Annotated in this window: 11 protein-coding genes; all 11 read right to left on the minus strand. The window is 28.9% G+C overall.

The annotated features are described in order from the left end of the window. Positions 1 to 15: 15 nt before the first annotated feature. The 11 genes from ACYUE0_RS06475 to ACYUE0_RS06525 all read right to left on the minus strand — a co-directional run bounded on the left by ACYUE0_RS06475 (position 16) and on the right by ACYUE0_RS06525 (position 14,646). Positions 16 to 2,442, minus strand: coding sequence for a chemotaxis protein CheW (locus tag ACYUE0_RS06475; protein WP_061994921.1), 2,427 nt, complete (start codon positions 2,440 to 2,442; stop codon positions 16 to 18). An 11-nt stretch (positions 2,443 to 2,453) separates the two neighbouring features. After that, positions 2,454 to 3,218: a CheR family methyltransferase gene (locus tag ACYUE0_RS06480; RefSeq protein WP_199868821.1), complete on the minus strand. Its 765-nt coding sequence runs from the start codon at positions 3,216 to 3,218 to the stop codon at positions 2,454 to 2,456. Positions 3,219 to 3,222: 4 nt separating this feature from the next. Further along, positions 3,223 to 4,272 carry a protein-glutamate methylesterase/protein-glutamine glutaminase gene (locus ACYUE0_RS06485; protein WP_460269915.1) on the minus strand — a complete coding sequence of 350 codons (1,050 nt, stop codon included), beginning with the start codon at positions 4,270 to 4,272 and terminating at the stop codon, positions 3,223 to 3,225. A 25-nt stretch (positions 4,273 to 4,297) separates the two neighbouring features. Continuing rightward, a complete protein-coding gene (locus ACYUE0_RS06490; protein WP_061994924.1) occupies positions 4,298 to 4,786 on the minus strand; it encodes a chemotaxis protein CheD in 489 nt (162 codons plus the stop codon). 8 nt (positions 4,787 to 4,794) lie between these two features. After that, positions 4,795 to 5,241 carry a chemotaxis protein CheW gene (locus tag ACYUE0_RS06495; RefSeq protein ID WP_061994925.1) on the minus strand — a complete coding sequence of 149 codons (447 nt, stop codon included), beginning with the start codon at positions 5,239 to 5,241 and terminating at the stop codon, positions 4,795 to 4,797. An 11-nt stretch (positions 5,242 to 5,252) separates the two neighbouring features. Continuing rightward, entirely contained in the window at positions 5,253 to 7,019 is a 1,767-nt protein-coding gene (locus ACYUE0_RS06500) for a FapA family protein (RefSeq protein WP_061994926.1), read from the minus strand. 211 nt (positions 7,020 to 7,230) lie between these two features. Continuing rightward, entirely contained in the window at positions 7,231 to 8,034 is an 804-nt protein-coding gene (locus tag ACYUE0_RS06505) for an aminotransferase class IV (RefSeq protein WP_460269916.1), read from the minus strand. A 14-nt stretch (positions 8,035 to 8,048) separates the two neighbouring features. Then, positions 8,049 to 8,690, minus strand: a complete 642-nt coding sequence (locus ACYUE0_RS06510) for an HAD-IB family hydrolase (RefSeq protein ID WP_061994928.1) — start codon at positions 8,688 to 8,690, stop codon at positions 8,049 to 8,051. Between the two features lie 185 nt (positions 8,691 to 8,875). After that, complete coding sequence (locus ACYUE0_RS06515) at positions 8,876 to 9,277, minus strand: DUF1292 domain-containing protein (protein WP_460269918.1); 402 nt, start codon at positions 9,275 to 9,277, stop codon at positions 8,876 to 8,878. Between the two features lie 242 nt (positions 9,278 to 9,519). After that, positions 9,520 to 13,041, minus strand: coding sequence for a pyruvate:ferredoxin (flavodoxin) oxidoreductase (gene nifJ / locus ACYUE0_RS06520; protein WP_460269919.1), 3,522 nt, complete (start codon positions 13,039 to 13,041; stop codon positions 9,520 to 9,522). Positions 13,042 to 13,320: 279 nt separating this feature from the next. Continuing rightward, positions 13,321 to 14,646, minus strand: a complete 1,326-nt coding sequence (locus tag ACYUE0_RS06525; protein WP_460269920.1) for an MBL fold metallo-hydrolase RNA specificity domain-containing protein — start codon at positions 14,644 to 14,646, stop codon at positions 13,321 to 13,323. Positions 14,647 to 14,668 lie beyond the last annotated feature (22 nt).

Consider the following 14,668-nt stretch of genomic DNA (forward strand, 5'->3'; position numbering starts at 1 on the left):
ATTTTAAGCACCTCCTTATATCAATGATGCAACATCTAGTATTAATGTTACTAATCCATCTCCTAAAATTGTAGCACCTATATATTCATTTAAATTCTTTAATGTCTTGCCAAAAGGTTTGATTACTATTTCCTGTTGGCCTAATAATGAATCTACAAGTAAGCCAACTTCCCTTTCTCCCACCTTAGTCATCACTACATATTTTTTCCCATGATCATCTTCTGGAATGTTTAATTTTTCATTAACTCTTATAAGATTAACTATATTATCGTTATAAATTATTACCTCTTTATTGTTTGTCTTTTTAGTTAATTCTTTCTTATATTCAACAACTCTATCTATATATCCTAAAGATATTGCCATTGTTTCAGATCCAACTTTTACAAGTAATGCCTGTATGATTTGAAGTGTAAGTGGAAGCCTTATAATAAAACTTGTTCCCTTACCTAATTCACTTATAGCATCTACAGTTCCTCCTAATGCAGCAATTTTAGTTTTTACTACATCCATACCAACACCTCTGCCTGATATGTCTGTAACTACTTCATTAGTACTAAATCCTTGGCTAAATATTAAATTTTTAATATCATTTTCGCTCATACCTTCTGTAGTTATTCCTACACTTTCAGCCTTAGCTCTAATTTTTTCAACATTTAATCCTTTTCCATCGTCTTCAACTTTGATTACAGCCTTAGTTCCTTCTGGATATGCTATAAGTTTTATTTTTCCATTTGGATTTTTACCTGCTTTAATTCTTTCTTCTGGACTTTCTATCCCATGGTCTGCTGCATTTCTTAGAAGGTGAATTAATGGTTCCCCAATTTCTTCTATAACTGTTCTATCAAGTTCAGTATCTTGTCCCAATATTTCAAGATCAATTTCCTTGCCTAATTCTATAGACAAGTCTCTTATCATCCTTGGAAATCTATTAAATACAGCATCTAATGGTAACATTCTTATTTTCATAACTAAGTCTTGTAAATCAGATGTACTTCTAGCTACTTGTTCTAAAGTTTCATTTAATTCTGGTATTTTATGATTTAAACTTATTTGTTCTAGTCTCGTTCTATGAATTACAAGTTCCGAAACCATATTCATAAATTTATCTAATCTTTCCAAATCTACTCTTACTGATTGTCCAACTGTTCTGCCCTTAGGATGTTTGTCTGAATTATGCTTATCATTATTTGTTTTCTTACTCTTAACATCCTTACCTTTTTCTATTTCTTTGTTTATTTCTTTTATTTTCTCTACTTTATTTGTAATTTCTTTTGGTTTTAAATTTTTTATATTTTTTTCATTATTAGTTTCTGAAATACTAACGATTTCTACACTTTTCACTTCCGATATTTTAAATAATATATCTTTAGTTTCTTTTTCAGTTTTCTTAGTAATATAAGTTAGTTCTATATTATAATCAAAATTTTCTGCCTCTAAATCTTCTGATGCAGGTATTGATTTTATAACCTCTCCATGGACCTCTAACTCTTGCATTATTATAAATACTCTTGCTGATTTTAATAATGTTCCTTCATCTAACTCAATACTTATATTAAGGGCATTAAATCCAACTTGCTTAGCTTGTTTTATAACATCCATATCATATTCTGATAAGCTATAATTTAAGCAATCACTATTAACACCATTTTTAACTTCTTCTTTATTTTTATCTGTTTTCACATCTGAAACTTCAACTATTCTTACTTCTGAAATATCCTCTATTAAACCTTTTATAATTTCTTTATTTTCTTTTGTTATATATGCAAAGTTTATATCCAAATCAAAATCTTCAATTTCTAAATCTTCTAAAATAGGTTGTGTTTTTATAATTTCTCCATGCTCTTCTAAAGCCTGCATTATTACAAATGCTCTTGCTGACTTTAAAATTGTCCCATCATCTAATTTCACATAAATACTATAAGCATTAAAGCCAGAATCCTTAGCTTGTTTAATTACATTTAAATCATATTCATTGAATTGAAGTTGATTTGCTACATCACAAACTGCCTCCATTGATTTTCCCTCTGTATTTTCAGCAGTCTCTTTAGCTTCATCACTTTGTTTTTTATTACCTATATCTTCTAATTGATGAACTATATCTGATATATCATAATCTAATTCTTCACCATCAGCAATAGTGTTTATCATATTCTCCAAATTATCTAGGCATCTAAATAATACTGTTACAACCTTTGGAGTTACATTTAATTCTCCTTCTCTAAACTTAGATAAAACATCCTCCATTTTATGAGTAAGTTCTGCTATAGTATTATATCCCATAGTCGCAGCCATACCTTTTATAGTATGTGCTACCCTAAATATTTCATTTAACCTTTCTTTATCATTAGGTTCTTGCTCTAAAATAAGGAGACTTTCATTTAAAGTTTGAAGATTATCCATTGATTCTTCTAAAAACATTGAAAGGTATTGTGACGTATCCATATTATTCCTCCTTAAAGCTTCCTATAAATAAAAGTGGATACTTTTTCAAAATTGAAAGCCTTATAATTATATATACTTTCCGTAGCCCCTACAAAAAGTATCCCACCTTTTTTTAAGGATCTACTAAATTTATCATAAATTCTATCTTTTATATCTTGATTAAAGTATATTACTACATTTCTACAAATTATTATGTCAAAATTACTTTCATAATTTTCTAAAATAAGGTCATGTTTTTTAAATGTTATCATTTTCTTTAATTTATTATCTATAACATAACTTTTATCATGACTTTTAAAATATTTTTTTAACAGCTGTGATGGTACATTCTTAATCTCTAAGCTAGTATATTCACCTTTTTTTGCTTTGTTTAATATATTATTATCAATATCTGTTGCTATAATTTTATGATTAACTCCTGGTGATATATCATCTAATATCATAGCTAAGGAATATGGCTCTGCACCAAGAGAACATGCTGCACTCCAAATTTTTAGCGGAGACTTATAGTTCAAGTTATTTTTTATAACATCCTTAAACTCATCGAAAATTTCAGGATTTCTAAAAAATTCCGTTACATTTATAGTTAAATAATCTAAGAATTTTTCTCTTTGAATTTTATCAGTTTTTAGCATTGTTATATATTCTTCTATTGAACTTACGCCTACTCTAGTCATTAAACTTTGGATTCTTCTATGCAATTGATTAGATTTATATGCCGTTAAATCTATTTGCAGCTCTCTTTTCACCCAAATTTCAAGCGGTTTAAAATCCATTATTTTAGTCAACTCCTCTAACTACTTTTGTTATTCTGCTTGATACATAATGTAATGGTAATACCTCATCTACTTTATTGGTTTCAAAAGCAGCTTTAGGCATACCATATATTATGCAAGTTGACTCATCTTCTGCCATAGTATAACCACCTCTATTTTTAACCTCTATTGTTCCATTAGCTCCATCTTTACCCATTCCCGTTAAAACAACACTTAATAACTTACTTCCATAAACTTTTGATGCTGATATAAAGAGTCTATCTACAGCTGGTTTAACACCACAAACTGGAGAAGTATCTGTAAGTCTTATATAATTTCCTTCTACCTCCATATGATATCCTGCTCTTGCAACATAAACAACATTTTCTTCTATACGCATTCTATCTTCAGCCTCAACAACTTTCAAATTACTTCCCCTATCTAATCTTTCTGCAAAAGCTTTAGTAAAACCAACCGGCATATGCTGAACAACAAAAATTGGAACTCCTAAGTTTTTAGGTAGTCCTGTAATAACACTGTACAATGCTTTAGGACCTCCTGTAGATGCTCCTATTACTACTGCATTTATATCTTTATGGTTAGTTTCCTTTTTTCTAAGTCTTTCCATAAAATTTAAATTTGTCTTATTTCTTATTGATATAGATTTAATTGTTCTTTTTTCATTTCTTATCTTTTTTATTAAATCATCCTTAACAGTATCTATATCTAATGAAATTGCTCCTGATGGTTTACATACAAAATCAAAAGCTCCAAGAGCAAGACAGTCCATAGTAATTTCAGCACCATCTTTAGTTAATGAACTTAACATTATTATTTTCGAAGCTATTTTCTTTTCTTTTAGCACTTTTAATGTAGAAATTCCATCTAAAATTGGCATTTCTATATCTAAAGTAATTACATCCGGTGTAATTACTTCTAGTTTTTTTAAAAGTTCTTCACCATTTCTAGCTATAGCAACTACCTCCATGTCTTCTTGCTCATTTATCATATCAGATATTATTTTTCTCATAAGAGCGGAATCATCAACTACTATAACCTTTATTTTCCTGTCCATTAACTATCACCTCTAATAATAAACTTTAAATATCCTTAATGCCTAAACCTATTGTTTTCACTTGAAGTACTCCATTCTCTGTATTTAAGGTGATAGTTCTTCCTTTATTTCCACCTACATCTTCTGACTCAATTGGAATTTTATATTTTTTAAGCATTTCCTTAACAGCTTTTGCGTTTCTATCGCCGATATCCATGTTCATATTTTTGTCTGCAAAACTAAACATAGATGCTCCCCCTGCAATTTTTGCTTTTAAAAACTTTTCATTTGCTCCTGCATTTTTCATCTTATCTACCAATATAGGTATAGCTAGGTCTGCAAATTTAAGCTTATTAGTAATTTTAGTGAACTTAGTACTATCTGGAAGCATTATATGGGCAAGTCCACCAATTTTAGAGTATTTATCAAAAAGTGCTATACCTATACATGATCCAAGACCTATTGTTATTAATCGATCTGGATTTTTTCCTATATTCAAGTCTCCTATACCAATTTTTATATCTTTTTTTTCCATAGTTTCACCTAATATACAAGTTCTTTTTCTTCATCTGATAATATATTGGAAAGAGATAAAAATATTATTATCCTATCTTTTTCTTTTATTAAACCTTGAATATATCTTTTTGATATATCAGATGCTATATCTGGAGCAACTTCAATATTATTAACACTAATAGGTTTTACTTCCGATACTGAATCAACTATTATTCCTATTTTTCGTTCGGCATCCCTTACTACTATTATTTTTAGCTCATCTTTAATTTTTTCACCATGTTTATTAAATTTATCCGAAAGTGATATTACTGGAAGTATGCTTCCTTCATAATTTATAATGCCTTTTAAAAAATTCGGTGCATCTGGTAATTCTGTAGGTTCTTCATAAATTAAAATTCTCTCTACATCCATAATATTCTCGGCATAAAATTGATCCCCTATTGAGAAAATTAGCATCTTTATTTCTTCATTCATTTTTTCACCCTCTATAACTTTAATTTTTCAACACATATTTCATCATCTTTATCTAAATAAACGTGAATATCTTTACTTGGTTCTTCTAATACATATTTTTTATTCCCAATTATAAACTTAGTGTTATAATAAGCCATAGCTACATATATATGTCCTTTATCTTTAACTTTCAATACATTCATAACACCATTAGGTGTTCCTACTATTTTAGCTTTTATTTCATTTTCAGCACTTATAACTCCGCCTCTAATTGTACTTTTATCATTTATAAAATATATGCTATCTAAAGAACTAACATTAGATTTATATATTCCTTTTCCATCAATATAAATATTTCCTGTGACACCAATATTACAATCTTGCGCATAAGTTATATACATATCACACCTTTTATATATTTTGCTACTTAATTCTTCTATTTTTTCTTTTAATAATTTCTCCATATAAATTACTTCATTTATAGTTTTAAAGTTATCAAAATAACAATTACACATTTTTACGGAAACAAATTTATATAAATCACACTGTATATCCTTTTGACTTTTCATTGAATTAATTAAATTATAAATATCCATATTAAAGTTTTTAAATCTGGCATCAATAATTGCATTTATTAAATCTTTTTCTTTGATTTGATTAGCTAAATTATTGCTACTATTTATTTTATAAAGATTTTCGCAAAGGTTGAATATTTTTTCATGAATTTTTTCCACCTGCTCTATATATTTAGAGTAGTCTGCACCAATATTTCCACCTAATATATTTGATGATATAATATTACCTTTTACTTCTATATCTCCTTCTGCATTTAACGCTCCTCTTAAAACGTTGCCATGAATAATTATACTATTTCCACTTTCAACCTTCATATCATCTTTAACATTGCCATGAACTATAACATCACCTATAAACCTTATATTACCTTTTGATATATCTACATCACCATCAACATTAAAAACCTCTTCAACAGAAAATGTGTTGCTTCTGAGGTAAGGTTTCCCGCTTATTGTGGCATATGCTCTATTTCCAACAATATTCACACCTTTTCCATTTTTTATGGTTTTAATTTTTCTTTTTGGTGGTTTAATTACTTGTCCATAAACATTAAAACCTATCTTCCCATTTTTACCTATCTTCAACTCACCAATTAAATCACCGGATTCTACAGTTTCCACTTCTCCTATAGATTTAAAATCAACTCTTCCATTATCATCTTCAACTAACTTCTTTTCATCCATTACATTAAAATATGCTTTGATTTCATCATCTATAGGTTTAATTGGCTCTTTCCCTATTGCTATACTAATGCTTTCTATAATATCGTTTTCACAACAATATTTTATAGCTTCATTATCTAATCCATAAATTATCCCTAATTTATTAAGTTCCATAGTCAATTCTGATTCAGTATATCTAGGTGCTGTCAATTCTCCTATTACCTCTATTGTTGGTCGTAGTATTGGTGAAATTTGAGAATCCTTAATTTTATATAGATTACATTTTTCTTCTTTTATTGTAACTTTTGCTTCTATTTTATCTTCTGATATCTCTATATTTAGATGCCTTTTTGGTTTTTCTTGATTTTTAATAGTAAATTCCACTACATTTTCTTGAAAAACTTCTACAGGTTCTGTAATAATTTTGCTATCAATTTTTATTTCTACTTCTGGTGATGGTAAAATTCTAGCCGGTAATTTTCCTTCTTCAGGATTTAGAACAAAAATTTTATTATTTTCTACCTTTATAACACCTAACCCATTTGTTTTTACTTCCACCATAAATCCCCCCAAATTAAAGTTAACCTAGAGGATTTTAAACGATTTTTCAGACTATAATAATTCTATTAAAGTTTATAACTTTTCTAATTTAGTCATATTCAACTAAATAATAGATTAAATATACTTTATAATTCTAATCTATTATTTTTTTTCATATGCCTAAATTATCGTCAAAATCCTCTATTACTTTATATATTCCCCTAAAAAATTACTAACTTATATCTTTTTTTATTAATTCATCAAACTTATTTTTTATATCATTTATTATTTTATTCTTTTGTGAATTTATTTTTAACTCATCTATACTTTTTATTGGCAATACCTTTGGAGATGTACCTGATATAAACGCCCCCTCTATTTTATCTAACTGTTTATAACATAATTCCTTCTCTTCTATTTCAAGACCTAATTCGTTACAACACTGAATTATTTTCATTCTTGTTATGCCTGGTAACACCTTACTTCCTGGCGATGTTACAATTTTCCCATCTATAACCATAAATATGTTAGACCTACTACCTTCTGTAATGTATCCATTTCTATCTACTAATATGGCTTCATAAGAATTGCTTTCGTCTATTTTTCTATTAACTCTTTCTCTAAATGTGTCATTTATTACTTTTGCGTTAGGATTTTCTCTTTCTCCAAAATATAATATTGTTTTTACACCATTAATATACAAATCTTGTGAAGGATAGCTATGTGGTATAAAAAACATATATCTATCGCTATTATCTAATATAATTTTAACATTTCCTTCTGTTACATTATTTACTTTTACTAATTTTTCTATTTCATCTTTTATAATTTCCGTAGTTACGACACAATTGCTATCTGTAATTTTCACAGAATTTATTAACCTTTCTATATGCTCTTTTAAAAATAAAGGCTTCTTATTTATAATTCTTATAACTTCATAAATTTGCTTTGATGATACTGGTTTTATTACTTCAAATTCATCTGTATTTTTTATATCTCCATTATATAGAATATATTCATTAGAAATTTTAACCATTACTGTAACACTCCCTACTTCCATTTTAGTATTTGCAACTTATCATGTTTCCTTTTGTAATTTATTAAATAGCCATTTCCAACTAAATTCAATAAAGGTAAGTCTGATAATGAATCAGAAAACATATATGAGTTTTTAAAATCTACCTCTATACCTTCTTTTTCTATTTCCTCCATTAACCTTTTAACCTTTTCTTCACCTTTGCAATTTACACCATCTATTATTGGTCTATGAATGCTATTTTCCACTTTAAATTTAGTACCTATAACTTTATCTACTTCTTTTATTTTATAAAATTCATTTATATAAAATTCAGCTGAAGCGGATATTAAATAAATTTTACATCCCTCTTTTTTTAATTTTTTCATCATATCAATAGCATCTTGATAAAGTATATTACAAAGTCTTTTCTCATAAAAATCTTTAACAATCTCCTGCATTTCATCTTCTTTAATTCCATCTATGAATCTTATAAACGTTTCTTTTGATTTTCCTGCATCCTTTAATCTTAACGCAAATAATAATGTGGATATTATATTCCTTGGTGCATATGTTATAAATTTAGGATTTTTCTTTATCATAAACATATAAAGTTCTAAAAGTGTTTCTCTTTTCGTTATAGTATAATCAATATCAAAAATAGCTAATTTCTCCATATCTTTCTCCTGACAAACAATATTTTATTAATATAATTTTTTTGCTAAATATTTTTAAAACGAATTTTCAAAATAATCTATCTATAAATACTATAAAAGTTAATAAGTACTATATAATTATTATTTTCCTTTATATTATTATAAAATAAAAAAGTCGTTTTGATAACGACTTTTTACTTTTTTAATTAATTTTGTTCTGTAATTGATTTTTCGTAATATTTTTTAGCTGCATCGTACTCTTCATCATCTGGAACTACTAATTCCCCAACTTCATCGTCTCCAACAACTTTAAATAAATATACTGAACCATCATTTGGATTTTGAACTAATGCAAATTCATTTTCATTAAAAACGAATCCATCTACTATCTCACATATTATAGTGTTTCCTTCTTCATCCTCTAATGCAACTGTTAAAACTTCGTGATCTTCACATCCGCATCCACAACCTTCATTTTCATGGTTATGTCCACATCCGCAACCTTCGTTTTCATTACTATGTCCGCCACATCCACAGCCTTCGTGTTTTACTTCATTCTCTTTGTTATCGCATCCACAGCCGCATCCGCAATCTTTATTATCATTCATATTTAACACCTCCTATATGGTTATATTCTAATTGTACCCTTAATTTAACTTTTTTAAAAGCTTTTTTAATAAAAATATATATATTATAAAATATACATAATTTTCATAACAAATATTACTTTATTTACACTAAGAATATATAAATTCTATATTTAACCTCTATAGTTTCTTTAGATTTGAATTCTATATAAATGAAAAAGGATTACTCAAACTTTGAGTAATCCTTTTTTATTTAAATTATATTAGATTTGTTGTTCTGCAAGTCTTTTATAATTTTCTCTTCTTTCTTTAGCATCTTGCTCTGTTTTAGCAAATAATGCTTCAGCATCTTCTGGGAATGCTTTTGCTAATGAAGCATATCTAACTTCTCCCATTAGATAATCTTTAAATGATAATGTTGGTTCTTTAGAATCTAAGCTGAATGGGTTTTTACCTTCTTCTTTTAATACTGGGTTATATCTATATAATGCCCAATATCCAGATTGAACAGCTAATTTAGATTCTAATTGAGTAGATCCCATACCTTTTTTGATTCCATGGTTTATACATGGTGCATAACCAATTATTAATGATGGACCATCATATGCTTCTGCTTCTCTTATAGCTTTAAGAGTTTGATTTTGATCAGCTCCCATAGCTACTTGAGCTACATAAACATATCCATAACTCATAGCCATCATTCCTAAATCTTTTTTCTTAGTTCTCTTACCTGCAGCTGCAAATTTAGCTATAGCAGCAGTTGGAGTAGATTTAGAAGATTGACCTCCTGTATTTGAGTAAACTTCTGTATCAAATACAAATACATTTACATTTTCTCCGCTTGCTAATACATGGTCTACTCCACCGTATCCGATGTCGTATGCCCAACCGTCTCCACCGAAGATCCATTGTGATCTTTTAACGAAGAAATCTTTTTTATTATAAACTTCAGCTAAAGCTTCATTTGATTTTTCATTTTCTAATAGTGGTAATATTTTAACTGCTAAAGCTTTTGTAGCTTCTGCATCATTTGCATTTTCTAACCATTCTTTTAATAAACCTTTTAATTCTTCACAGATATTAGCTTCAACAGCTTCTTTAACTGCTAAAACAAGTTTATCTCTTAATTGGTTAGCTCCTAAGAACATACCTAATCCAAACTCAGCGTTATCTTCGAATAATGAGTTTGCCCAAGCTGGACCTTGACCTTTATGGTTAGTTGTGTATGGAGTTGAAGGTGCACTTCCTCCCCAGATTGATGAACATCCAGTAGCATTAGCTATCATCATTCTATCTCCAAATAATTGTGTTATAAGTTTTGCATATGGAGTTTCTCCACATCCTGCACAAGCACCACTGAACTCTAGAAGTGGAGTTTCAAATTGGCTACCTTTAACACTGTTTACTCCCATTGGATTTTCAGCTTTTGCTGGTAAGTTTTTAACTGCAAAATCCCAAACTTCTTTTTCTTTTTCTTGAGTTGCGAAAGGTTTCATAACTAAAGCTTTTTCTTTTGCTGGACAAACTTGAGCACAGTTTCCACATCCAGTACAATCTTCAAGTGCTACTGTCATTGCAAATTTTAATCCTTCAAATGCTTTTCCGCCTTTAGCATCTACAATTTTCATATTTTCTGGAGCACCTTCAAATGCTTCTTCTTTAGCAACATATGGTCTTATAGTCGCATGTGGACATACATAAGCACATTGGTTACATTGAATACAATTTTCTGGTATCCATTCTGGAATATTGATTCCTATTGCTCTTTTCTCATATGCAGCTGTTCCTGGTTCAAATGTACCATCTTCTATACCTGCGAAGGCACTAACTGGTAAATTATCTCCTTCTTGTCTGTTCATAACATCTACAATGTTTTTAACGAAATCAGGTTTTTCTTGAATTGGAAGAGCTTCATCTTGAGCATCTTTCCAAGAAGCTGAAACTTCTACTTTAACAATAGATTCAATTCCTTTATCTATAGCATCATGGTTCATTTTTACAACTTTTTCACCTTTTTTGCCATATGATTTAATAACAGCATCTTTTAAGTGTTTAACTGCTTCTTCAGTTGGAATAATTTTTGATAATTCAAAGAACGCAGCTTGCATTATCATGTTTATTCTTCCACCTAAACCTAAATCTTGAGCTATTTTAACAGCATTGATTGTATAGAAGTTTATGTTATGTGCTGCAATATATCTCTTCATTGAAGCTGGTAAATGTTTTTCTAATTCTTCTTGATTCCAGATGCAGTTTAATAAGAATGTTCCATTATCTTTTATTCCTGCTAGAACATCATATTTATTAACATATGATTGGTTATGACATCCAACATAGTCTGCAGCATTTATTAAGTATGGTGATTTAATTGGCTTCTTACCAAATCTTAAGTGAGAAACTGTTATACCACCAGATTTTTTAGAGTCATATGCAAAGTATGCTTGAGCATACATATCTGTATTGTCTCCAATTATTTTTATAGCACTTTTGTTAGCTCCAACTGTACCATCTGATCCAAGACCCCAGAATTTACAAGCTGTAGTTCCTTTATCTGCAACTTGTATACTTCTTGATACTTCTAATGAAGTAAATGTTACATCATCATTTATTCCTATTGTGAAACCGTTTTTTAGTTCATTATTTTTTAAGTGATCAAATACAGTTACTATATGATCTGGAGTAGTATCTTTTGAACCTAATCCATATCTTCCACCTATTATAACTGGTTTATTTTCACAATCATAATATGCATTTCTTATATCTTGATATAGTGGTTCTCCAGCTGATCCTGGTTCTTTAGTTCTGTCAAGAACTGCTACTTTTTTAACAGTTTTTGGTATATGTTTAAAGAAATGATCTAATGAGAATGGTCTAAATAAACGTACTTTTAATAATCCAACTTTTTCGCCTTGAGTTGCTAGATAATCTATTGTTTCTTCTACAACATCACAAACTGAACCCATTGCAACTATTACTCTATCAGCATCTTGTGCACCATAGTAATTAAATACATGATAATCTGTTCCTATTTCTTTATTTACTTTTTCCATATATTTTTCAACTAATTCTGGAACAGCTTGATAGAATTTGTTTGAAGCTTCTCTAGTTTGGAAGTACACATCAGGGTTTTGAGCTGTACCTCTTGTTACTGGATTATTTGGATTTAATCCTCTATTTCTAAATGCTTCTACAGCATCTTTATCTACAAATTTTTCTAATGTTTCATAATCCCAAGCTTCTATTTTTTGAATTTCATGTGAAGTTCTAAATCCATCAAAGAAATTTAAGAATGGAACTCTTCCTTCAATTGCTACTAAGTGAGCAACTGGAGCTAAATCCATAACTTCTTGAACGCTATTGTTTGCAAGTAAAGCAAATCCTGTTTGTCTTGCAGCCATTACGTCTTGGTGATCTCCAAATATTGATAATGCTTGTGCTGCTAATGCTCTAGCAGTTACATGGAATACTCCTGGTAATAATTCCCCTGCTATTTTATACATGTTAGGAACCATAAGTAGTAATCCTTGAGAAGCTGTAAATGTAGTTGTTAATGCTCCTCCTTGTAATGATCCGTGAACCGCACCTGCTGCACCTGCCTCAGATTGCATTTCCATCATTTTTACAGTTTGCCCAAAAATATTTTTTCTACCTTGCGCAGCCCACTCATCGCAGTGCTCTGCCATTGGTGATGATGGTGTTATTGGATATATAGCAGCTACATCAGTGTAAGCATAAGCTACGTGAGCAGCAGCAGTATTTCCATCCATAGTTTTCATTTGTCTCATTGTCCAAACCTTCTTTCTTAATATCTATTATTATAATAATTTTTTTCGCTATTTGGTTAATACCTATCTTTTTTTTTAATTGTCTAAAATAATAACATAGTAATTATTTGATAATCATTATCCATGTCATCAAAAAAAAATTTAGGATAATACCTCGAAACAACTCAATTTTTATAATATTTTTACTAAAAATAGCATTTTATACAGCTTTCATAATCTATGATAATGCTATACCACTTAAATTTCAAGTGCTTAAAGGCCATTTTCATTGTTATTTTTTTAACTATTTGTATTTTCTATACACCCAATTGCAGGTATGGATACATCGAACTTCTTTTTTTCTAAATTGTCTTTCAATTCACAAAGTGCTGTTTCCTTTCCATGAACTAAAAATATTTTCTTAGGTTTAGTTTTAAAATTACATACCCATTTTTCCAAACTATTTTTATCAGCATGGCCAGATAACCCCTGCAAATTGTATATATTACAATTAATTTCTAACTCTTCTTTTAATATACAAATATTTCTTTTTCCACCTAAAATATGCCCACCGATTGTGTCATAACCCTGAGCACAAACAAAAACTAAAGAGCTATTTTCGTCCTCTATATTATTTTTTATATGATGTACAATCCTTCCCCCTTCACAATCACCACTAGAAGATATTATAACTATACCTTTCTTATTTTTTAGTTTTTTTGATTCTTCTAATTCCTCTATGAAGTGGAGATTTTTGAACTGAAAAGGATTATCTCCTTCATTTAAAAAATTTTTTGCCTCCTTATCAAAATATTTTTTATTATTTTCAAAAATTTTAGTAATCTTAGTAGCCATAGGGCTATCCACATATATCTCTATGTTGTAATCTTTTTCAGTTTCTATAAATTTGTTTAAAGTATATATTATTTCTTGGGTTCTTCCTAATGAAAATGCAGGTATAATTACATTCCCATTTTTAGAAATAGTTTTCTTTATAATCTCCATTAAAAAATCAAATTCATCTCTTTTAACATTGTGAATTTTATCACCATATGTACCTTCTAGTATTAAATAATCACTGCTATATATTTTTTGGGGATCATCAACTATTAATAAATTATCATTTCCAACATCCCCGCTATACACTAGTTTTATATTATTTTCATCATTTATTATAATTTCGCATATAGCAGAACCTAAAACATGTCCTGCATCTCTAAATATCAACGATACATCTTCGTTGATAATAATTTTTTCTTCATAGTCATATCCTATAAATTTTTCAAAATATATTTCACTTTTACTTTTTTCATCCTTATCACATGAATTTTCTATATCTGATAATAATACCTTACAAAGTTCTACTGTTGGCTTTGTGCATATAACATTACCTTTAAATCCTTGCTCGTATAGTTTTGGAATTCTTCCACTATGGTCTAAATGAGCATGGGATAATATTACCGCAGATATTTCTTTAGGGTTGAACATAAACTCATCATTATTAAATTCTTTTAAATCTTTTCCTTGAAATAAACCGCAATCTAATAATATTTTAGTGTCACTCACTTCTAACAAATGACATGAACCGGTTATACACTTAGCGGCTCCACAAAATTTAATTTTCATACTAACCCCTCTTTTATACTTA

Source organism: Clostridium sp. CTA-19, assembly GCF_054767855.1.